Genomic DNA, 22,277 nt, shown 5'->3' with positions numbered 1-22,277 from the left:
TCCGGGGCGGATCAGAAGCGGCGCGACACCGCCGTCTCACGCATCACCGCTTCGGGCGTGCGATAGCGTTCGGCCATTACCCGGTCCTGCTCGCTTTTGAGTTGCGCCTGCATGTAGGCGCCCAGATGGCGCGCATGCTCGACCACGGCCTGTCCCACCTGGACGCGCTCCACGCCATACGCTGCCAGCGCCGCCTCGACAGTGGCATGGCCGGCGAGCGCGCGGACGAGCGCGATGGCATCTCCCGCCGCCTTGGTGACACCCATGCCGCAATGCGGGCGCGCCACGAACGCGGCATCGCCAAGCAGCGCAACCCGGCCAAATGCCATGCGCGATACCGTCAGGTCGAAGATCGGCTGAAACAACGGCTGCGCGGCCTTGCACACGATCTCCGTGAATTGCGGCGCCAGCAGCTCGGCGGCGGCGCTTTCCATCTCGGCCAGCACCTCGGGGCGGATCAGACCGGGCGGAATGCCGTGGTGCCAGACCTTGCCGGTGGCATCGGTCAGCAGGTCTGGCAGTTGGTCATGCTCGCGCGTGGCGCGATACCAGACAAAGTTGTAGCGGCGCTGCCCCGGCGCGGTACGATTGTCGTCGCCGGCCACCGGGTAGCCGAGGATCTGTTCGCTCGGCGGCAGGCAGAAGGCGAACTTGTCGAAGATCGCCGCGTGCGTCGCGGCGGAAACACGCGCTTCATCCACCAGGCCGCGCCACGCGATATAGCCGGCGTACTCAAGGCTGGCCGCAGGCAGCAGACGCTGGCGCACGCCCGAACGAAAGCCATCGGCGGCGATCACGAGGTCGGCGCGATGCACGGCGCCATCCGCCAGCGCGATCTCCGCATGGTCGGCGCGCGAATCGACGTCCGTCACCACCGCGCCGGTCCGATAGCTCCCGCTGAAGGCCTTGCGCAGTACGTCGTACATCTTGCCCCATGCCGTCAAGGTCTGTGGCATGGCGCGCTCGGACACCACGGCACCGTCGCGTGCCAACGTGACGCGGGTATCCACGCGCACCCCGATGCCGTCATCCACTAACACGCCGGCCGCGGTCAGCGCTTCGAACAGTTCCGGATGCGTGACGATGCCCGCACCGCGTCCGCTCAATGCCTCGGGGGTGCGCTCGAAGATCTCGACGTCCCAGCCATGGCGTTCCAGCATGCAGGCGGCAAACAGCCCGCCGAGCGAGCCGCCCACGATGATGGCCTTCGGTTGTTGCTTCACTACCTTGTTCATGCCATGACTCCGTTCACGCCTGGGCCGCCGCGGGCGGTTCCACGCCGGCCACTTCGGCGGCCGGGTAGTTCAGTTCGATCGTCACACCGGACGGGTCCTCGATAAACACCTGGTGCAGACCCAGGCTCGGTACCGTGCGATCGCGCCAGGGGATGCCTTCCGCGCGCAGCGTGGCCCACATCTGCCGGACGCCCGTGGCGAGAAACGCGATGTGGTCGAGCATGCCAGTGCCGGACGCGGCCGTGGCCTTGTCGCCGAGGTAGGCGGACAGGCCGCCGGTGTTGTCGGGATCGATGCCGATGATGTGCACGGTGCCGTAGTCGCTCTCGTCGTTGCCCATGTAGAGCCATGCGCCGGGAAAGTCGAACGGCGGCCGGTATCCGCGCCGCAAGCCGAGGATGCGTTCGTAGAACGCGCAGGTCCGCTCCACGTCGGTGGTGCGGATGGAAAAATGTGCCAGCTTGGTCAACGCCATCGCTGTCTCCTTAAATTATCGATCGATCAGTGATCGTGTGATAAATAATAGGGTGGATTGAAGATAAGGCCAAGGGGCTCGACGCTCGGTATTAACCCTGATGCCGAAGCGCCGGTTGCGGGCCATTGCGAGCGCTCTCGCGATAACATGTCCGTCACGCCGGGGCGAACCGGCACGCCCCGTTCACAAGGATTACGGCCAGGATGGACAAACTGCTTGCGTTGAAGATGTTTGTGGAAACCGTGGACGCCAAGGGCTTCTCGGCCGCGGCGCGACGCCTGGATCTGGCGACGTCGTCCGTGACCCGCGCGCTCGACGGCCTCGAGACATCGCTCGGTGCCGTGCTGCTGAACCGCTCCACACGGTCGATCACGGTGACCGAGGCCGGCGCGGCCTACTATCAGCGCGCCCGCGGGATCCTGGATGCGGTAGAGGAGGCCGACGCACTGATCGCCGATCGCGGCGAGGAACCGGTGGGGCAGTTGCGTGTGTCGTTGCCGGTCGCTTTTGGACGGCGCTGCATCGCCCCCTATCTGGGCGGCTGGCTGGCCAGATATCCGCGGCTCGAGGTCGACGTGACGCTGACCGACGATATCGTCGACCTGCTCGGCGAGCGCATCGACCTGTCCGTGCGGCTCGGCAGTCCCGCTTCGTACGACACCGTCGTGGCGCGCGAGATCGGGCGCTTTCGCCGGCGCGTGGCAGCGAGTCCCGCCTATCTCGAACAGCACGGCAGTCCCGAGGAGCCCGCCGATCTGGTCAATCATCGCTGCCTCCGGTTCAGCTACGGCACGCGTGACCAGGTCTGGACCTTCCGCCAGGGCGAGCGCGAGACCAAGGTGCCGGTCAACGGACACTTCCGCTGCAATAACGCCGAGGTCCTGCGCGAAGTCGCGCTGGCGGGCGGTGGGATCTGCCTGCTGCCGGACTGGCTGGCCGATGACGATATCGAAAGCCAGCGGCTGGTGCCGCTGTTCGATGAATGGTCGGTCAACCCGGATCAGGCCAGCTCGGCGATCTCCGCGCTGTATCTGCCGAACCAGCGCGGTTCGCGGCGGATTGCGGCCTTCCTCGATTTTCTGGCAGCGCTCCCGGGGCCCACCCGACATCGCGACTGAGCGCACGCGCCGGCGGCCTGTTATTGCCACCGGTATTGCCGCCAGGCGCGCTCAGGCGGCCTTGGGATAGTCGGTATAGCCCACTGCGGTGCCACCGAAGAACGTGGCCGGGTCGGGCGTATTGAGCGCGGCCGATGTCCTGAGCCGCCAGGGCAGGTCGGGATTGGCGATAAACGGGCGGCCAAACGCGATGATGTCCGCACGCCCGTCCGCGATCGCTTTTTCCGCGCTCCGTGCGTCGTAGCCGCCTGCCAGCATCACCACGCCGTGGTAGGTGGCGCGCATGTCGAGAATCAATGCATCCCAGCGTGGATCGACGATGTCGTCCTTGACCGTGCCGACCATCGCCGGCTCCACCAGGTGCAGGTATGCCAGTGGCCAGTCGTTGAGGCGGCGTGCGATATAGCCGAAGGTTGCTGCGGGCGTGGCGTCGCCCATGCCCATGAAACGGCCCATGGGCGTCAGGCGTACGCCGACCCGTCCCGGCCCGACTTCCGCCGTAATGGCATCGACCACTTCCAGCAACAGGCGTGCGCGGTTCTCGATGCTGCCGCCGTAGGCGTCGGTGCGATGGTTGCTCGCCGAGTTGATGAACTGGTCCAGCAGATAGCCATTGCCGGCGTGGATCTCCACGCCATCCACGCCCGCCGCCATGGCATTGCGCGCGGCCTGGCGGTAGTCCCGCACGATTTCCGCGATGCCCGCGGTCGTCAGTGCCTGCGGCGTCGGCACGTCGGCCCAGACGCCCTTGCCGCTGGCGTCCACCACGAATGTCTTGCCGGGCGCCGGCAAGGCACTCGGGGCCACCGGTAGCGCACCACCGGGCTGGAAGGAGGGATGGGACACGCGGCCGACGTGCCAGAGCTGCAGGAAGATGCGGCCGCCTTCGGCATGCACGGCCGCCGCCACGGCACGCCAGCCTTCGATCTGCTCGGGCGTGTGGATGCCCGGCGTCCATGCATAGCCCTGGCCCTGCTGCGAAATCTGCGTGGCCTCGCTGATGATCAACGCCGCCGACGCGCGCTGCCGATAGTATTCGACGTTCATGGCGTCAGGCACGTTGCCGGGCTGCCCGGCACGCGATCGGGTCAGCGGCGCCATGGCGACCCGGTGGTTCAGTTTCAGGGGGCCGATCTCGATCGGTGCAAACAGGTGTGAGGTCGTGAGCAAAGGGTAGGTCATGACAACGACTCCGGGGGTCAGGTTGGAACAGGGCGCGACCAGGGCGCAACAAGGCAGCAACAAAGCAGCAACAAGGCAGCAACAAGGCAGCGGTAGAGCCGCGATAAGGAGAAGAAGCGATGGCGGGGCGATCACGCGTGGATCTCAGCGACGCGACGCCATCGCCAGCGCCGCCAGCGCGAGCGTGGCCAGCCCGCTGCCCGCGGCAACCACGCCGGCCCAACCGAGATGCGTGTACAGCGTGCTGGCCATTGCCGAACCCACGGCGCCGCCGGCAAAGATGGCCGTCATGTAAAGCGCATTCAGGCGGCCGCGGCTGGCGGCATCGAGCGCATAGATCGCACGCTGGCCCAGCACCATGTTCATCTGCACGGCAAAGTCCAGCACGACGCCGGTAAGCGCCAGCCAGTACAGGCTACTCGCGCCGCCGGCGAGGCCCGGCACAAAGCTGACAGCCGCCGCGACCATCGCAATGTACGACGCCATGCGGGTATGGCCAGCGTCGGCGAGTCGTCCGGCAATGGGCGCCGCTACGGCACCGAGCGCACCGACCAGGGCGAACACGCCGATTTGCGACTGCGAGAGCGCGAAGCGGCCGGCGAGCTCGAGCGGGACGGCGGTCCAGAACAGGCTGAAGGCCGCAAACAACAGGGCCTGGTACAGCGCACGCTGGCGCAGCACGGCATAGCGCGTGAACAGATGCCACAGCGATACCAGCAGCTCCCGATAGCTGGCCCGATGCTGAGGCGTGCGGCGCGGCAGGGTGGTGGCGATGATGCCTACCGTCACCAGCGTCATCGCGGCGGCGATATAGAACACCGCACGCCAGCCGAAATACTGCGCGAGCAGGCTCGACAGCGGCCGGGACAGAAGAATGCCGGACAGCAGGCCGCCCATGATGGTGCCGACCGTACGTCCGCGCAGTGCTTCCGGCGCGAGGTGCGCGGCCAGCGGAATCAGGATCTGCACGCTGACCGAGCTGAGGCCCAGCAGCAGCGACACCAGCAGAAACATGCTCGGGTGCGATGCGGTGGCGGCGCCGACCAGGCTGATTGCCGCGGCCACCCCGCTGATGGTCAGCAGGCGCCGGTTCTCGTGCAGATCGGCCAGCGGCACCAGGAAGAAAAGGCCGACCGCATAGCCAATCTGCGTCAGCGACACGATCACGCTGGCACTTTGCGCGGACAGCCCTACCGCGGGCGCAATCAGCTCGATGATGGGCTGGGCGTAGTAGAGGTTGGCGACCAGCACGCCGGCGCACAGGGCAAACAGCGCGACCAGCACGCCGGACATCGGTGCCGCCGCGTGACCGGCGGTATCCAGGGCAGGGGAGGTGGTGGTTTTCATGGCTCGGACGATTCGTTGCAGTACCCCGAGCTTACGAAGCAGCAAGCGCAATTTGAATCACAACGCCGAGCAAGTCAGCGTTGCGTTGCGCGCAAAGACCACGGCGTGCGCTGACCGAAGGGCCACGTGGCCCGCCAGCAGGGCGGTGGATCGTCCTCTTGCACTTCGCTACTTGTTCGTATAAAACGCTACCAAATGGTAGCGAGGGCGCGTTCGATGAAGTCCGGTGAGCCGTCGACCATTTCCAGGCATCTGTGCGTCGAAGCACGTCGATGCCACCAGGCACGAGTGAGAGACCCACTGAAGGAGCCCAACCATGCGCAGTCTTCTGCCGAAACTCATGGCTGTTGTTCTCGTATCCATCGTGGCCGGATGCGGGGGCGACGATCCGGACCCCACTGCGCGCCTGCGCGTCCTGCACGCGTCGCCGGATGCACCGAATGTCGATGTGCTGGTCGATGGCAACAAGGTGCTTTCCAATGTTCCCTATTCGGCGGTGTCCAGCTACCTGACCCTGACCGCCGGCACGCATCGCATCACGGTCAATGCGGCGGGCACCGCCACCACGGTCATCGACGTATCGCCGACGCTCGCCGCGGACGGTGCGTACACGGCCATCGCCGCGAACTTCGTCGCCAGTATCCAGCCGCTGCTCGCCACCGATCAGACCCAGGCGCCCGCGACAGGACAGTCGCGCCTGCGCGTGATCCATGCCGCGCCCGATGCCGGGCCGGTGGATATCCTGGTCAATGGCCAGGTGGTGTTGTCCAACGTGGCGTTCGGCGCGATCAGCAGCTATCTTCCGCTCGCGGCCGGCAACTACAACGTCCAGGTGAACGTGGCGGGGACGGCGACCACCGCCATCCAGGCCACGGTCTCGCTCGGCTCCGGCGTCAACTACAGCGCCGTCGCGATCGGTTCGGTGAAGACCGCGGCGAGCAATCCGCTTGGGCTGAAGGTGCTGACGGACGGTTGACTGTCCTCGATACCCCGGTCCGCGCCCGCGTCCGGATCCGTATCCCACCTCCACCTCCACCTCCACATCCACATCCACATCCGCGCGGGCGTGACCTGCGACCCGGCCATCCCTCCCGCTCGCGGGATGCGCCGGGCTGCGCGATTATCAATCGTCGCTTCAAAAACCTTCAAGCATCCAACCCTGTTTCCTCCTGGCCCGGCAGCCTACATTGGCGTGAAAGCGAAACCTCCATGCGCGCTTCGGTAAAAGACATGGAGCCAACTCCAGCCTTCTACAGCCATGAAATACAAGCAGCTTGGCAATACCGGAATCCTCGTGTCGCAGCTCTGCCTGGGAACCATGACGTTCAGCAGCGGGCAAGGTATCTATCAGCATATCGGCAACGTGGGTCAGGACACGGCCGACCAACTCGTCAAGGCCAGCCTGGATGCGGGCATCAATTTCTTCGATACGGCGGACGTCTATTCCGCTGGCGAAAGCGAGTCGACGCTCGGCAACGCCTTCAGGAATCTGGGCGTGCCGCGCACGGATTTTGTGCTGGCCACCAAGGGCTACAGTCGCATGGGCCCGGGCCGCAACGATGTCGGTGCCTCGCGCGGCCATCTGATGGACGCGGTTCACGCCAGCCTGCGACGCCTGCACACCGACCATATCGACCTGTACCAGATCCACGCCACCGACACGGTGACGCCGATCGAGGAAACCCTGCGGGCACTGGATGACCTGATCACGCAGGGCAAGGTCCGCTACATCGGCGTGTCCAACTGGGCCGCCTGGCGCATCGCCACGGCCCTGGGCATCTCGAATGCCAGGCACTATGCAAGATTCGCCACGGTCCAGGCGTACTACTCGGTCGCGGGCCGCGATCTGGAGCGCGAACTCGTGCCGCTGATGCAGCACGAGAAGCTCGGCCTGATGGTGTGGAGTCCGCTGGCAGGCGGGTTGCTGTCCGGTCGCTTCAGCCGGCACAACCAGAACCCGGCGGGCTCGCGCCGCTCCGCATTCGATTTCCCGATCGTCGACAAGGCGCGCGCCTGGGACGTACTGGACGTGATGGCGCCAATTGCCGCGCGGCACGGATGCAGTGTGGCGCGGATCGCCCTGGCGTGGCTGCTCTCGCGCGAGGTGGTGACCAGCGTGATCGTGGGGGCGAAGCGACTCGATCAGTTGACCGACAACATCGAGGCGGCAAAGATCGAACTCACGCGCGACGAGCTCGCGGCGATCGACGCGGCCAGCACGCTGCCCCCGGAATACCCGGGCTGGATGCTCGAGACCCAGGGCGCGGATCGTCTGGGTCCGGTGGATCTGTGGGCCGGCAAGACGACCAGTTGATCCGCTGATCCGTCGGTCCGCTGCCCGGCTGGTCCGCGGGCCGGGGGCAAGGTGCCCGCCGCGCCGGCCGAGGCTACTTCGGGAAATGGGTGACCAGAAAATCGATCAGGCTCGCCAGCTTGCGCGTCATCTGTCTGTCCTGCAGATAGACGATGTGCAGCGGCCGGTCGGGCGCGCCGAATTCCTCCAGCAGCGGGATCAGGCGTCCGGCGCCGATATCGGCATCGGCCAGATCGCGCGGCAGCATGGCAATGCCAAGCCCGGCCAGGGTCGCCGCTCTCAGCGCCGGCATATTGTTGGTACTGAACCGGCCCTTGATGGCGACGGCGGTAGACTCGCGGCGACGGCCGAACTTCCAGTTCCATTGCGCGACGGTATTGTGAAATGCCAGGCAGGTATGTGCGCCCAGATCGCCGAGGGACCTGGGCACGCCGTGCGCCGCCAGGTAGGAGGGCGCCGCGCATGCGACCAGGTGCGTCCTGCCCAGCTCGCGCGCCACCAGTCCGCTGTCCGGCAGTTCCCCATAACGGATGCCGGCATCGAAGCCGCCCTCGATCAGGTCAACCACCTTGTCGCTGAAGATCAGCTCGACCTCGACTTCGGGGTAGGTCTCGACGTACCGGGCGAGCAACGGTACGAGCGTGTGGGAGCTCAGGCTGACCACGGCGCTGATCCGCAGCATGCCCTTGGGATTGGACCGCTGCTCGCGCGCGCTGGTCTCGGCCTGCTCGATGCGCGCGAGGATATCCACGCACTGCTCGTAGTAGGCGCGGCCGATATCGGTCAGGCTCTGCCTGCGCGTGGTCCGGTGCAACAGCCTGGCGCCGAGCCGCTCCTCGGGGGCATGCCAAGATAAGGACAATCGGCTATCATAAGCCTTGTGGTTATATAGGCAAGCAAAAACATTCCATTCAGTTATAACGCTGGTCTGGAATTTTGCCACCATCCTCGGCTAGACTGGCTGGCCCTTCAGAGATTGCCGAGATCCTGTATGGCCACCGTCGAGCGTACCGCCTACCCGCGTTTCCCGAAGGTTTTCTCCACCAAGGAGCTACAGGCGTGCTACACGCCGGGTGCTGAGGAACTGGAGTGGTCCACCCGCTCAACCCGTGGACAAGGTCCGCGACTTGGCTTGCTGGTACTGCTGAAGGTCTTCCAGCAACTGCATTACTTCCCCAACCTGGACAGCATTCCCGTCGTCGTGATCGACCATGTGCGCGCCAGCGCTGGTCTGGCGCAAGATGCCGCGTTTGGCTATGACCGCAAGCTGTCCCCTACGCTATACCGGCATTACACGGCGGTGCGCGAATTTCTCGGCGTCCAGCCCTATATTGGCACCGATGCCAACGAGGTCACGATCCGGGCCGCGCGCGAAGCCGCGGAAACGATGGACCAGCAGGTGGACATCATCAACGCCACCATAGATGCGCTGATCCTGCACCAGGTCGAGCTGCCAGCGTTCTCCACCCTAGACAACATTGCCGAACAGATTCACACCCGCACGCAGACCGCGCTGTTTCGACGCGTCGCAAGGCGCTTGTCGGATGAGGAACGGCAACGGCTGGACCAGCTTCTCATCCGGGAGTTCACCAACCGCCTGACCGCCTACAACAACATCAAGCGCCACGCGCGCCGTCCATCACGCAAGCATCTCAACCTACTCATAGAACACCTGACCTTACTTGATGGTCTTGGCGATTTCTCTGGCGCAATCGCAGGCGTGCCCGCCTCGAAGCTGCGCTCGCTGGCCGGACAGGCCATGAGCCTGGACGCGGCCAATTTACGGGAGATCCTGCCTGAGAAGCGCTACACGCTGATCGTTGCCTTGCTCAACCATATGCGCGTGCGCACCCGCGACGATCTCGCGGAGATGTTCATCCGGCGCATGGGCGCCATCCACAAGCGGGCGCGCGACGAGATGGAGCGCATCCAGTCTCATCAGCGCGCGCAGATGGAGAAGCTGGTCACCTTGCTCGACGGCGTGGTGGATATCGTCGCCGACGGCCAGGACGACGCGCTGATCGGCCGGCAGGTGCGCTGCTTCCTTGCGCCGTCCGGCGATCTGGAGCCGCTGCGCGAGAGCTGCGCCGAGGTGCGGGCCTTCAGCGGCAACAACTACTTGCCGCTGCTATGGCGGCATTTCCGCGCGCACCGCTCCGTGATGCTGCGCCTGGCGCAGGTGCTGGAATGGGAGTCGACCAGCCAGTCGCGCACGCTGCTGGCGGCACTTGCGGTGGTGCTGGAGAACGAATCCCTGCATCGCGAATGGATCGCCGCCGACGTCGATGTGAGCTTCGCCTCGGAACGGTGGCGAAAGCTGGTGCGCCGCCCCCACGACCAGGGCGCCCCCACCAATCGGCGCTACCTGGAACTCTGCGTGCTCTCGCATATGGTCAACGAGCTACGCTCCGGCGACCTGTGCGTGGTGGGGTCGGATGCCTTTGCCGATTACCGTGCGCACCTACTGCCCTGGCGGGAATGCGAACGGCGCCTGCCCGAATACTGCGCCAAGCTGGACATGCCGGCCAACGCGCAGGACTTCGTGGCGCATCTACGCCAGTGGCTGACCGACACGGCGCGTACGCTGGATGCCAGTTTTCCCGACAAGCGCCAGCACGTCACCATCGGCCAGGACGGCGAACCCGTGCTCAAGCGGACGATCGCCAGGGAGATCCCGGCCAGCGCGGTGGCCCTGCAACAGGCGCTGATCCGGCGCATGCCCACGCGCAATCTGCTGGACGTGCTGGCCAACATCGAGCACTGGACCCACTTCACGCGGCACTTCGGCCCGCTCTCCGGCAGCGACCCCAAGATCCGCAATGCCGCCGAGCGCTACCTGCTGACTATCTTCGCCATGGGCTGCAACCTGGGGCCCACCCAGGCCGCCCGCCATATGGGGGATCGGGTCACGCCGCACATGATGTCGTTCGTCAACCGCCGGCATCTGAGCCTGGAGCGTCTCGAAACCGCGCAGCGGGAATTGATCGAACTGTATCTGCGGCTCGACCTGCCCAAGCACTGGGGGGATGGCAAGACCGTCGCGGCTGACGGCACTCAGTACGACTTCTACGACAACAACCTGCTGGCCGGCTACCACTTCCGCTACCGCAAGATGGGCGCGGTGGCCTACCGGCACGTGGCCGACAACTACATCGCGGTGTTCCGGCATTTCATTCCGCCCGGCGTGTGGGAAGCCATCTACGTGATCGAGGGTCTGCTCAAGGCCGGCTTGAGTGTCGAGGCCGATACCGTGCACGCCGACACCCAGGGCCAGTCGGCCGCGGTGTTCGCCTTCACGCATCTGCTGGGCATCAACCTGATGCCGCGCATCCGCAACTGGCAGGATCTGAAGCTTTACCGAGCCGATGCCAACACCAAATACAAGCACATCGACCGGCTGTTCTCGGACATCGTGGACTGGGACCTGATCGCCTTCCACTGGCAGGACCTGATGCAGGTAGCGCTATCGATTCAGGCCGGAACAATCTCCTCGCCGCTCCTGCTGCGCCGGTTCGGCTCGGAAAGCCGCCGCAACCGCCTGTTTCTGGCGGCGCAGGAACTCGGCAAGGTCGTGCGCACGGCGTTCCTGCTCGAATGGATCGGCAGCCGCGAGTTGCGCCAGGAGATCACCGCGACCACCAACAAGATCGAGTCCTACAATGGCTTTGCCAAATGGTTCTCGTTCGGCGGTGACGTGCTGGCCGAAAACGACCCCGACGAACAGCAGAAGCGCCTGCGCTACAACGACCTGATCGCCTCGGCCGTGATTCTTCAGAACACGGCGGATATGATGCAGGCCCTGCGCGCGATGGTGAAGGAAGGGATCAAGGTCGACGTGGCCGACATCGGCTTCCTGAGTCCCTACCTCACCAGCAACATCAAGCGCTTCGGCGACTATAAACTCAATTTGGAGCGGTTGCCGGAAGCCTGGATTCGCGACAGCCTCTTTGCCGGCCCCGCCCATTCCGTCCGCAAACCGCGTCATGCCTGACACCGATACCCCTTACGGCAGGGTCGACGCCGAGGCGTTGCAAGCGCTTCGGGACACGTTCGACACGACCACCATCCTGCGCGTGGTGGAACAACTCGATGCGATCCGCGCGCGTTGCTGTGAGCCAGCCGGGCTGCGCGACGATCTGCTGTGCTTGCACGGCATGGCACATACTCTGATCAACGGCGCCGCATTGTCGTATCCAACCACTGGTCCGACCCTCGTGGACCAAGCCGAGGCCATCATAGAAGAACTGGACGACTGGATCGTGCTGCTCAAGCGCGCCGTGCATGCGCTGCGCCCACTAGAGCCGCTGCGCCCCCGCGACGATGTCTGACTCGGCCAGGTCGCTTGCCCGTCGAGACGGCACATGTGAGGCCGGCTGCGACGAAGCGGCAGAGCAAAAGCCGGAACGAGCTGGAGCAGCGTAGCCGCATCCACTACGCCCTTTGGCGAACTTTTCCCGCTTGCAGCGACGCGATCAGCGGGCAGGATACGTTGCCCTGTCGGGCATGGCAGGCGCACACCAGATCGGACAGCACAGCCTCCATGCGTCTCAGGTCAGCCAGCTTTGCGCGCACGTCGTTGAGCTTGCGCTCGGCCAGACTGCTGGCTTCCTCGCAATGGGTGCCGTCCTCCAGGCGAAGCAGTTCGCCAATTTCTTCCAGACTGAATCCCAGCCGCTGGGCCGCTTTCACGAACCTCACGCGCGTCACATCCGCTTCGCCATAGCGGCGGATGCTGCCATAAGGCTTGTCCGGCTCCGGCAGCAGCCCCTTGCGCTGGTAGAACCGAATGGTTTCCACATTGATCTCGGCCGCCTTGGCGAAGGCGCCAATGGTCAAATTCTCCAAGTTGCGCTCCATCCCGCTTGACTCCGTACAAAACTACGGAAGTAAGCTTACGTTATCCCTTCCCGATTCGAAAGACCAAGCGCATGTCGAAACCGCAACACGGGCGCAGTGCACTCTTTGCCGGCGGGCTGGCCGCCATCCTCGCCTCCACCTGCTGCCTGGGGCCGTTGGTCCTGGTCGCGCTCGGTTTCAGCGGGGCCTGGATCGGTAACCTGACCGCGCTGGAGCCATATCGGCCCCTGTTTATCGGCACGGCGCTGGTGGCACTGTTGTTCGGCTGGCGGCGCATTTTCCGCCCGGCGCAAATCTGCAAGCCGGGCGAGGCCTGCGCTATCCCGCAGGTACGCGCCACCTACAAGCTCATTTTCTGGGCCGTCGCCCTGCTGGTTCTGGTTGCGCTCGGATTTCCCTACGTGATGCCATTTTTCTACTGATCAGGAGTTCGCCATGAAGAAGCTGTTTGCCGCCCTCGCGCTCGCCGCCGTCGCTCCCGCGTGGGCCGCCATGCAAACCGTCACGCTGTCCGTGCCGGGCATGACTTGCGAAACCTGCCCGATCACGGTCAAAAAGGCGCTCTCCAAGGTCGACGGCGTGAGCAAGACCGACGTGAGCTTCGAGAAGCGCCAGGCCGTCGTCACCTTTGACAATGCCAAGACCAGCGTGCAGAAACTGACCAAGGCGACCGAGGACGCGGGCTATCCGTCCAGCGTCAAGCGGTAAGCCCCGCAGCGAACGCGGGAGCAAGATCATGGGACTGATCACGCGCGTGGCCAACAAGGCAGGGGCGCTCGGCGGCATCGTCTCGGCGATGGGTTGCGCAAGTTGCTTTCCCGCCATCGCCGGCCTGGGCGCGGCCATTGGCCTGGGCTTCCTGAGCCAGTACGAAGGGCTGTTCATAAGCGTCCTGCTGCCAGGGTTCGCTGGCATCGCGCTGCTCGCCAATGCGACCGCCTGGCTTAACCATCGGCAGTGGCAACGGACTGCGCTCGGCGTGATCGGCCCCCTCCTGGTGCTGGCCGCGGTGTATTTGACGGTTGGCTGGCGCAGCGAGGCGCTGCTCTATGTCGGCCTGGCCTTCATGGTCGTGGTATCGATCTGGGACTTCGTCTCGCCGGCAAAGTGCTGCGGGGCACCGAACGCCTGTGAACCCCCGGCCAAGCGCGGCTGACCGCGTTGGCCGCTGCCGAAGTGAACATAGGAACTGTAGTATGACCCAATTGAAGATCACTGGCATGACCTGCGACTCGTGCGCCGTCCACGTTAAGGATGCCTTGGAGAAGGTGCCGGGCGTGCGGTCTGCGGTCGTGTCCTATCCGAAGGGGACGGCGCAACTCGCTACCGACCCCGGCACGTCGCCGGATTCGTTGACCGCTGCCGTGGCCGGCCTCGGCTACCGGGTCATGCTCGCCGAGGCCCCGCCGGCGGAAAAGCGCGGCAGCCTGCTCGACAAGGCGTTGGGCTGGCTGAGCGGCGGTGACAAGTCCGGGGACGAAGCCGGCAGCCTGCATATCGCCATCATCGGCAGCGGCGGCGCCGCGATGGCGGCGGCGCTCAAGTCCGTCGAGCAAGGTGCGCAGGTCACCCTGATCGAGCGCGGCACCATTGGTGGCACCTGTGTCAACGTTGGCTGCGTGCCGTCCAAGATTATGATCCGCGCGGCCCACATTGCCCACCTGCGCCGCGAAAGCCCATTCGACGGCGGCATCCCGGCCACACCGCCGGCGATCTCGCGCGAACGCCTGCTGGCCCAGCAGCAGGGGCGCGTCGATGAGCTGCGCCACGCCAAGTACGAGGGCATCCTGGCAAGCACCCCGGCCATCACGGTGCTGCGCGGCGAGGCCCACTTCCAGAACGAGCATGCCCTGATCGTGCGCCTGGCCGAGGGCGGCGAGCGCGAGGTGGCATTTGACCGCTGCCTGATCGCCACTGGCGCCAGCGCGGCCGTGCCGCCGATCCCCGGCCTGCAGGACACCCCCTACTGGACCTCGAACGAGGCGCTGGCCAGCGACTCCCTGCCCAAGCGGCTGGCCGTGATCGGCTCGTCGGTGGTGGCCGTGGAGCTGGCGCAGGCCTTCGCCCGGCTCGGCAGCAAGGCCACGATCCTGGCGCGCAGCACGCTGTTTTTCCGGGAAGATCCGGCCATCGGCGAGGCCGTGGCAGGCGCCTTCCGTGCCGACGGCATCACGGTGCTGGAACACACGCAGGCCAGCCAGGTGGCCTACGCGAACGGCGAATTCGTGCTCACCACTGGGCACAGCGAAATTCGCGCCGACCAGTTGCTGGTCGCCACCGGCCGCGCGCCCAACACGCGTGAGCTGGCACTGGAGGCGGCGGGGGTGACGGTCAACTCGCAGGGTGCGATCGTCATCGACCATGGCATGCGCACCACGGCGCCGCATATCTACGCCGCCGGCGACTGCACCGACCAGCCGCAATTCGTCTACGTGGCGGCGGCAGCCGGCACTCGCGCCGCGATCAACATGACCGGAGGCGATGCTGCGCTCGATCTGAGCACGATGCCGGCGGTCGTGTTTACCGACCCGCAGGTCGCCACCGTGGGCTACAGCGAAGCGGAAGCGCACCATGACGGCATCGAGACCAATAGCCGGCTGCTGACGCTCGACAACGTGCCGCGCGCGCTCGCCAATTTCGACACGCGTGGCTTCATCAAGCTGGTCGCTGAGGCAGGATCGGACCGCTTGATCGGCGTGCAAGCGGTGGCGCCGGAAGCAGGTGAAATGATCCAGACGGCAGCATTGGCGATCCGGGCGCGGATGACCGTGCAGGAGCTGGCAAACCAGTTGTTCCCATACCTGACAATGGTCGAGGGACTCAAACTGGCCGCGCAGACCTTCTCCAGGGATGTGGCGCAACTATCCTGCTGTGCAGGCTGAGGAACAACCGCGCTCATTTCAGCCGCCTCAGTGCCGATGCCTGTCGCATTCAGGTCCATTGGGTAGCCAGCTCGCTCGCGCGTCTGCGGCATCGTTCTTGTTGCTGAGGTTAAATGCCGTGACGAACTTTGCCGGCATCAGCTAGGCGTTAGGAGAGACAAAGCGTGAACAAATCGTCAATTTGGAAAGTCATCTTGATTGTGTGCGCTGCCATCGGCGTGATTGCCATTCTTGGTGTGGTAGGCATGCTTTTGATGCATCAGCGCATGATGGGTGGCCTGAGCTGTTGCTAGCCCGGATGCAAGCAAAGTAGCGGCGGCGCCTGGGCGTCGCCCGTACCATGATGATTCAATGGAAGCCCAGCCGTGCGCGCCATTGCAAGGAGATAACCAGTGGACGACCCCTTTCCGACCGCTATTTACGCCGTCTCGTCGGCCTCCTGGTGCGCTTGCGCGAGACCGTGCCATGTTGGTTGCGGGTTCGCCGGCGAGAGCCGTGCCGTCGCCGCAGATACCAAGCAAACAGTCCGAGCATACAAAGGATGATTGCCAGTGAGCTCAGGACGACAACAAGCACATCGTGTGGCAGATCAAAAGGGGAGCGGCGCACGATAGAAATTCGATTTGGATCCGGTCAGCCGGGCCCCTTGCGCAACGGCGACCCGAAAGCAGGCGGCTTGACATTGTCAGGCCTGATGGAAGGTCAAGGCGCGCACGGCCGTTGGCAGCAAGCCGTACGCGCATGGCGCGGATTATTTGCGCTGCATGTCCACGACCGTCGGCGCGCCATCCACCTTGTCGAAGGTCACCGACACGGCATCGCCTTCCTTGAACTTGCTAAGCGAGGCGCGATCCTTGACCGGAAACGCCATGGTCATGCCTGGCATACCCAAGTTCTCAATCGGGCCGTGCTTGAGCGTAACCTTGCCGGTCTGCGCATCGATCTTCTTGGTTTCTGCGGACACCGGCCGAGGCGCTTGTTGTGAGGCAGCGGGTGCCTTCATGTCCATGCCGTCCATCGAACCCGCGGCGAACACGGCCGGCGCGGTAATCAGGGCCAGGGCGGCGGCGAGGGTCTTGAGGTGTTTCATTGCGATTCCTCCTGAGGTGTGAGGTTGGGGGAAAGGGAAGTCTGCTTGATCTGACGGCGGCGTAGCAGCAAATACACCGCCGGGACCACAAACATGGACAGCAGCGGCGCCGTCACCATGCCGCCGACCATCGGTGCAGCGATGCGCTGCATCACTTCTGAGCCGGTGCCGTGCGACCACATGATGGGAAGCAGGCCGGCCAGAATCACCGCCACGGTCATCGCCTTCGGGCGCACACGCAGCACGGCGCCTTCCTGGATGGCATCGTGCAGAGCCGCGAGATTGATTTGCCCATCCTCGAGCCGTTCCTGCCAGGCATGTTTCAGGTAGAGCAGCATGATGACGCCGAATTCGGCAGCGACCCCAGCGAGAGCGATGAAGCCGACAATCCCGGCCACGGACAGGTTGTACCCTAGCAGATAGAGTAGCCAGAAGCCGCCGATCAAGGCCAGCGGCAGGGTCCCCATGATGAGCAGCGCCTCATCCAGCCGTCCGAACACCAGGTACAGCAAGACGAAGATGATCAGCAGGGTGAACGGGACCACCACCTTCAGCTTGGCGGTGGCGCGCTCGAGATACTCGAACTGCCCCGACCAGCTCAACGAGTACCCGGCTGGCATCGGGACGGCTTTGGCGACCGCCGTCTGCATGTCCTGCACCGCCGAACGCAGGTCTCTGCCGCGAATGTCGACGTAGATCCACCCTGAAAGTCGCGCGTTTTCACTGCGCAGCATGGGCGGCCCTTGCACGACCTGGATGCGCGCAACGTCGGCCAGCGTGATTTGCAGCCCCTTGTCGGTCACGATCGGCAGACTGCGCAGTTGCTCGATGGAGTCCCGATAGTCGCGGGGATACCGGACATTGATCGGAAAGCGCGCGAGCCCGTCGACCACTTCGCCGACGTTTTCGCCACCGATGGCCGATGAGACGATCGCCTGAACGTCTTCAATGTTCAGGCCGTACCGACCCGCAGCGCCCCGATCGATATCGACGTCGATGTACCGGCCGCCCGTGAGCCGTTCGGCCAGCGCGGAGGTGACGCCGGGAACCGTCTTGACGGCCTCCTCGATGCGCGTGGCCAGGCGATCAATTTCCTTCAGATCCGTACCGGCGACCTTGATCCCCACCGGACTTTTGATGCCGGTGGCGAGCATGTCGATGCGGTTGCGGATCGGCGGCACCCAGATGTTGGATAGCCCTGGCACCTTGACGACGCGATCGAGCTCCTCCACCAGCTTGTCGGTGGTCATGCCGGCACGCCATTGGTCCTTCGGCTTGAACTGGATGGTGGTCTCGAACATCTCTATCGGCGCCGGATCGGTTGCGGTATCGGCGCGGCCCGCCTTGCCGTACACCGTCGCGACCTCCGGCACGGTCTTGATCAGTCGATCGGTCTGCTGCAGGAGCTGGGAGGCTTTGCCTGCGGAGAGACCTGGCAACGCCGAGGGCATATAGAGCAGATCCCCTTCATCCAGGGGCGGCATGAATTCCCCACCAATGCGCATAATTGGCCACGCGGTAGCGATGAGCAGCACGGCGGCAATCGCCAGCGTGGTCTTCGGATACGTGAGCACCTTGCCGAGCAGCGGCTGGTAGCCGCGAATAAGCCAACGGTTGAGCGGATTGGCCTGCTCCGACGGAATCTTGCCGCGGATCATATAACCCATCAAAACCGGTACCAAGGTGACGGACAATCCCGCCGCGGCCGCCATGGAATAGGTCTTGGTAAAGGCGAGCGGCGAGAAAAGCCGGCCCTCCTGCGCCTCCAGCGTGAACACCGGAATAAACGACAGCGTGATGATCAGTAGCGAGAAGAACAGGGCCGGCCCGACCTCGGCCGCCGACTCGCCAATGACGCGCCAGCGCTCATGCTCGCTGAGTTCGCGCTGCGGGTTGTCGGCATGCCAGTGCTCGAGATGCTTGTGCGCGTTCTCGATCATGACCACCGCGGCATCGACCATTGCACCGATGGCGATGGCAATGCCCCCCAGTGACATGATGTTGGCATTCACGCCCTGGTAGCGCATCACCAGGAGGGCGGCCAGCACGCCCAGCGGCAGCGAGACGATGGCCACCAGCGCCGAGCGCAAGTGAAAGAGAAACACCAGGCAGACCAGTGCCACGACCGCAAATTCCTCGATCAGCTTGGTGGTGAGGTTGTCCACCGCTCGCTTGATCAGCGCCGAGCGGTCGTATGTCGTGACGATCTCAACGCCATTTGGCAGGCTCGTTTGCAAGGTGGCGAGCTTGGTCTTGACCGCTTCAATGGTCTCCAGGGCATTCTTGCCTGACCGCAGCACGATGACGCCGCCGGCAACTTCGCCCTGGCCATTCAGTTCGGCAATGCCACGCCGCATTTCGGGGCCGAGCTGCACGGTGGCAACGTCGCCCAGCCGTACCGGGATGCCCGCCTCGCTGGTGACCAGCGGAATCTGGCGAAAGTCGTCCAGCGTTTTCAGGTAACCGGACGCCCGGACCATGTACTCCGCTTCGCCCAACTCCAGCACCGAGCCGCCGGTTTCCTGGTTGGCGCCCTTGAGCGCTGCCAGCACCTTGGCTTGCGACAGGTTATAGGCGCGCAGCCGATCCGGCATCAGCACGATCTGGTATTGCTTGACCATGCCGCCGAGCGAGGCCACTTCGGCGACGTTGGGGAGGGACTTGAGCTCGAAGCGCAGGAACCAGTCCTGTAGCGCCCGTAGCTGGCTGAGGTCATGCTGGCCGGTCTTGTCAACCAAGGCATACTCATAGATCCAGCCGACGCCGGTGGCATCGGGGCCGAGCGCGGGCTTGGCTGCTGCCGGCAGCCGCGATTGCACCTGGTTCAGGTACTCCAGCACGCGCGAGCGCGCCCAGTACAGGTCGGTCCCGTCCTCGAATAGCACGTAGACATAGGAATCGCCGAAGAACGAATAGCCGCGCACGGTCTTGGCGCCGGGCACGGACAGCATCGTCGTGGTCAGGGGATAGGTGACCTGGTTTTCTACGATCTGGGGCGCCTGGCCGGGGAATGGCGTGCGGACGATCACCTGCACGTCGGACAGGTCCGGCAGTGCATCGAGCGGTGTACTGCGCACGGCCCACGAGCCCCAGGCGGTAAGCATGGCAGTTGCCAGCAGCACCAGGAAGCGATTGCGGATGGAAGTAAGGATAAGCCGGACGATCATGGTTTGGCTCCCTGCGCAGAGGTGGCGGGCTCAACCGATGACAGGGTCGCCGCGCCTTCGTTGTTCAGGTGGAAGCGGAACCGGATGCGATCACCCGGCTTGAACCCCTTCGGCATGCCTGACGGCGGCGCAGCAAAGTCCATGGTCATGGCGCCCCACTGTGCCGACGGGATCGGGCCGTGGGAAATCGTCATGCCTGCAGCGCTCACCGCCTCCACACGCCCGACGCCTTCGTGCTCCGGCCCTGCAGCCGCGGCGGCTGGTGCCGAAGCGGCTGGCGCTGCCGTCATGCGCTGCGCGGTACCGCGCAGGCTGGCTTCGGAGTCGATCAGAAACTGCCCGGAGACCACGACCTTCTGCCCAGCCTTGAGGCCTTCGATCACCTCGGTCTGCCCGCCAGCGGCGGCACCCGTCTTGACCTCGACGGGGCTGAAGCCATCCTGGCCGGTTTCCACCATGGCGATCGTGCGCGTCCCGGTGCGGATCAGCGACTCGGTCGGGACAAGCAGGCGGTCGGGACAAGCAGGCGGTCGGGTCCAGGTGAGGCACCAAAGCGGGCAGTCACGAACATGCCTGGCAACAACTGACGGCCCTTGTTCTGCAACTCGATCCGCACCTTGATAGTTCGGGTGCCTGTGTTGATGTCTGGAAGGATGGCGTTGACCTTGCCGGTCAGCGTTTGTCCGGGCAGGGCTGCCGCGACTGCCGACACGTTTTGTCCGGGCCGTAGCTGCGCGGCCTGGCTCTCCGGCACTTCGGCCAGCACCCATACCGTTGCCAAGCTGGCAATGCGAAACAGCGTCGTGCCGGGAGACACCGTCATGCCGTCACGCGCGCCGATCTCAGTGACGATGCCGTCTACCGAACTCGTGACGGTGAGCCGCGGCTGTAGCTTGCCGGTGTTCTGCACCAGGCGGATGTGGCTCTCGGTCATGCCAGCCTGCCGCATGCGGGCAATGGCGGCTTCGCGCAAATCGCTCTGTAGGCTGCCGCCCATGCGGGCCACGGCGAGGTATTCCTCTTGCGCGGCGACCCATTCAGGCGAGTAGATCTGCGCCAGCGGCTGGCCTTTACGGACCGGATCCAGCGTCGTCCTGGCATACGCGTGCTCGACGAATCCAGTCGTACGGGCCTGCAGCACTTCGATACCGCGTTCGTTGATCGCGACATTCCCTGGAACTTCCAGTGCCGCTTCCAGCCGGCCCGCCTTGACCTCGGCCGTCCGGATACCAAGGTTCTGGGTCACGCGGCTGTCGATGGTGACGGCCGCGCCGCCAGCGGCCTCCTCGTACACAGGCGACAACGCCATATCCATGAAGGGCGACTTGCCCGATTTGTCAAAGCGCTGGCCCGGCACCATCGGATCATGCCAATAGAGGATGCGCTTGCCCGTCCTGGGATCGATATCCCCGGCCTTGAGGCTCGCATCACCGGAGCCGCCCGCGGGCGTCGTTGACGAGGCCGTATGCTGGCGTCCCTGTTGTTGGCCGAGGAAATAGGCACCGCCGACGCTCGCCACCACAACGAGGGCCGCCACCGTCCGTGCAATCGTGGTCCTTTTCATTGTTGGGCTCCTTGCGGCGACATGGGTTGTGCGGCTGTCGGTAACGGCATCAGGAAAGTGAGCTCGGCCCAGAGCCTGGCGGTCGCTGCCTCCAGCTTGAGCCGTTCGAGGGAGATGTTGAGCGCTTTGCGGCTGGCGTCAGCCACCGCTGTCAGACTGCCGGCGCCGGCGCGATAGGCAGTCAGGGCCGCCTCGGTTTGCGCCTTCGCCAGTGGCAAGGTGGTATTTCGATAGCGCTCCAGGCGTGACTGGCTGAGTTGCAATTCGGCCTGCTTGCCGCGGAGTTGTCCGATCAGGCCACGGCGTACCGATTCGGCTTGCGCCCGTGCAGCGTTGGCCTGCGCGAGCTTGGAGGCCAGCTCGCGATCCTGGCGATTCTTTTGGTCCCAGGGCACCGGCAGCGAAACGTTCAGCGACACCATGTTCGAGTAGGCGGGGCCGCGCTGGCTGTACATCAGCTCGACGCTGACGTCAGGAACCTTGTTCTCGCGCGCGACGCGGCTATCCGCCTCGGCCACGCTAACCTGGGCCTCCGCGGCCGCGACGTCTGGCAGTTGCGTGGCGCCGGCAGAATCGAGAGTATCGAGCCAGGCCGGCGCATCGAGCGCGGGGCGCTCGGTCAGTGGCAGCTCCGCAACGTCGCCGACCCACCGGCGCAGCATCGCCCGGGACGAGGCGACCGCGGCGCGGGCTTCGTCTTCGCGATCCTGCAGTTGCTGCAATTCAAGCTCGGCCGCCAGGATATCGGCGCGAGAACCGCGGTTGCCGCGATAGGCAGCCCGTGCCGCATCCACCATCAGCTTGATAGACTTCGCCTGTTCGGTGAGCACGCCGTACGCGCGTTCGGCATACCAGCGGTCAAGCCATGCCGTAGCGGTGCCGCGCTGCACGGTGGCCAGCGCCACCGTGCGCTGGGCCTCGGCCGAAGACGCCTCGGCCTCGAAACGCTCGGCGCGGGCCTGGCGCTTCGCCGAGCGAGTGAATTCCTGCATGAGGCTGATCGACCTCATGGTCATCGAGTCCGTGCCAAGCGAGAACCTGTCTGG

18 protein-coding genes and 1 pseudogene are annotated in these 22,277 nt (G+C 65.0%); 9 read left to right on the top strand and 10 right to left on the bottom strand.

Features of this window, described 5'->3' with window-relative positions:
- Positions 1–11 precede the first annotated feature (11 nt).
- Both DFLDMN_RS24665 and DFLDMN_RS24660 read right to left on the bottom strand, forming a co-directional pair.
- Entirely contained in the window at positions 12–1,235 is a 1,224-nt protein-coding gene (locus tag DFLDMN_RS24665) for an FAD binding domain-containing protein (protein WP_423200397.1), read from the bottom strand.
- Between the two features lie 13 nt (positions 1,236–1,248).
- Positions 1,249–1,710, bottom strand: a complete 462-nt coding sequence (locus DFLDMN_RS24660; protein ID WP_423200396.1) for a VOC family protein — start codon at positions 1,708–1,710, stop codon at positions 1,249–1,251.
- A gap of 203 nt (positions 1,711–1,913) precedes the next feature.
- On the opposite strand from DFLDMN_RS24660, the gene DFLDMN_RS24655 reads away from it, so the two are divergent.
- Positions 1,914–2,828, top strand: coding sequence for a LysR family transcriptional regulator (locus DFLDMN_RS24655; RefSeq protein ID WP_423200395.1), 915 nt, complete (start codon positions 1,914–1,916; stop codon positions 2,826–2,828).
- Positions 2,829–2,879: 51 nt separating this feature from the next.
- Here the strand turns inward: DFLDMN_RS24655 and DFLDMN_RS24650 are convergent, their stop codons facing one another.
- Positions 2,880–4,010 (bottom strand): alkene reductase, encoded by a 1,131-nt coding sequence (locus tag DFLDMN_RS24650; protein WP_423200394.1) that lies wholly within the window; start codon positions 4,008–4,010, stop codon positions 2,880–2,882.
- 144 nt (positions 4,011–4,154) lie between these two features.
- Positions 4,155–5,357 carry an MFS transporter gene (locus DFLDMN_RS24645; RefSeq protein ID WP_423200393.1) on the bottom strand — a complete coding sequence of 401 codons (1,203 nt, stop codon included), beginning with the start codon at positions 5,355–5,357 and terminating at the stop codon, positions 4,155–4,157.
- A 340-nt stretch (positions 5,358–5,697) separates the two neighbouring features.
- Here DFLDMN_RS24645 and DFLDMN_RS24640 point away from each other — a divergent pair, with 340 nt between their 5' ends.
- Complete coding sequence (locus tag DFLDMN_RS24640) at positions 5,698–6,333, top strand: DUF4397 domain-containing protein (RefSeq protein ID WP_423200392.1); 636 nt, start codon at positions 5,698–5,700, stop codon at positions 6,331–6,333.
- A gap of 282 nt (positions 6,334–6,615) precedes the next feature.
- Complete coding sequence (locus DFLDMN_RS24635) at positions 6,616–7,671, top strand: aldo/keto reductase (RefSeq protein WP_423200391.1); 1,056 nt, start codon at positions 6,616–6,618, stop codon at positions 7,669–7,671.
- A 73-nt stretch (positions 7,672–7,744) separates the two neighbouring features.
- On the opposite strand, the gene DFLDMN_RS24630 is transcribed toward DFLDMN_RS24635, so the two are convergent.
- Complete coding sequence (locus DFLDMN_RS24630; protein WP_423200390.1) at positions 7,745–8,533, bottom strand: LysR substrate-binding domain-containing protein; 789 nt, start codon at positions 8,531–8,533, stop codon at positions 7,745–7,747.
- Between the two features lie 129 nt (positions 8,534–8,662).
- Between DFLDMN_RS24630 and DFLDMN_RS24625 the strand changes: the two genes are divergently transcribed.
- Both DFLDMN_RS24625 and tnpC read left to right on the top strand, forming a co-directional pair.
- Complete coding sequence (locus DFLDMN_RS24625) at positions 8,663–11,662, top strand: Tn3 family transposase (protein ID WP_205182481.1); 3,000 nt, start codon at positions 8,663–8,665, stop codon at positions 11,660–11,662.
- Entirely contained in the window at positions 11,655–11,999 is a 345-nt protein-coding gene (gene tnpC / locus DFLDMN_RS24620) for a Tn3 family transposase post-transcriptional regulator TnpC (RefSeq protein ID WP_205182479.1), read from the top strand. The genes DFLDMN_RS24625 and tnpC overlap by 8 nt, the downstream gene beginning before the upstream one ends.
- 103 nt (positions 12,000–12,102) lie before the next feature.
- On the opposite strand, the gene merR is transcribed toward tnpC, so the two are convergent.
- Positions 12,103–12,528, bottom strand: a complete 426-nt coding sequence (merR, locus tag DFLDMN_RS24615; RefSeq protein ID WP_205182477.1) for an Hg(II)-responsive transcriptional regulator — start codon at positions 12,526–12,528, stop codon at positions 12,103–12,105.
- A 71-nt stretch (positions 12,529–12,599) separates the two neighbouring features.
- Between merR and merT the strand changes: the two genes are divergently transcribed.
- The 4 genes from merT to merA are packed head-to-tail and all read left to right on the top strand — an operon-like array spanning position 12,600 to position 15,410.
- Positions 12,600–12,950, top strand: coding sequence for a mercuric ion transporter MerT (gene merT / locus DFLDMN_RS24610; RefSeq protein ID WP_205182475.1), 351 nt, complete (start codon positions 12,600–12,602; stop codon positions 12,948–12,950).
- A gap of 13 nt (positions 12,951–12,963) precedes the next feature.
- Positions 12,964–13,236: a mercury resistance system periplasmic binding protein MerP gene (gene merP / locus DFLDMN_RS24605; RefSeq protein ID WP_205182473.1), complete on the top strand. Its 273-nt coding sequence runs from the start codon at positions 12,964–12,966 to the stop codon at positions 13,234–13,236.
- A gap of 28 nt (positions 13,237–13,264) precedes the next feature.
- The gene (gene merC / locus DFLDMN_RS24600; protein WP_205182471.1) at positions 13,265–13,684 is read left to right on the top strand and encodes an organomercurial transporter MerC; all 420 of its coding nucleotides are present in this window, start codon (positions 13,265–13,267) and stop codon (positions 13,682–13,684) included.
- Between the two features lie 40 nt (positions 13,685–13,724).
- Entirely contained in the window at positions 13,725–15,410 is a 1,686-nt protein-coding gene (gene merA, locus DFLDMN_RS24595; protein WP_205182463.1) for a mercury(II) reductase, read from the top strand.
- 751 nt (positions 15,411–16,161) lie between these two features.
- On the opposite strand, the gene DFLDMN_RS24590 is transcribed toward merA, so the two are convergent.
- The 4 genes and pseudogenes from DFLDMN_RS24590 to DFLDMN_RS24575 form a co-directional block, all read right to left on the bottom strand.
- A complete protein-coding gene (locus DFLDMN_RS24590; RefSeq protein ID WP_205182461.1) occupies positions 16,162–16,500 on the bottom strand; it encodes a copper-binding protein in 339 nt (112 codons plus the stop codon).
- On the bottom strand, positions 16,497–19,667 hold the full coding sequence (locus DFLDMN_RS24585; protein ID WP_205182459.1) for an efflux RND transporter permease subunit: 3,171 nt from the start codon (positions 19,665–19,667) through the stop codon (positions 16,497–16,499). The genes DFLDMN_RS24590 and DFLDMN_RS24585 overlap by 4 nt, the downstream gene beginning before the upstream one ends.
- Positions 19,664–21,231 (bottom strand): annotated as a pseudogene (locus DFLDMN_RS24580) (efflux RND transporter periplasmic adaptor subunit). The gene DFLDMN_RS24585 and the pseudogene DFLDMN_RS24580 overlap by 4 nt, the downstream one beginning before the upstream one ends.
- The gene (locus DFLDMN_RS24575) at positions 21,228–22,247 is read right to left on the bottom strand and encodes a TolC family protein (RefSeq protein ID WP_374105060.1); all 1,020 of its coding nucleotides are present in this window, start codon (positions 22,245–22,247) and stop codon (positions 21,228–21,230) included. Before DFLDMN_RS24575 ends, DFLDMN_RS24580 begins: the two are co-directional and overlap by 4 nt.
- Positions 22,248–22,277: the final 30 nt, after the last annotated feature.

Source organism: Cupriavidus sp. H19C3 (assembly GCF_049393815.1).
Taxonomy (GTDB): domain Bacteria; phylum Pseudomonadota; class Gammaproteobacteria; order Burkholderiales; family Burkholderiaceae; genus Cupriavidus.
This window is presented reverse-complemented; position numbering and strand designations above follow the sequence as displayed.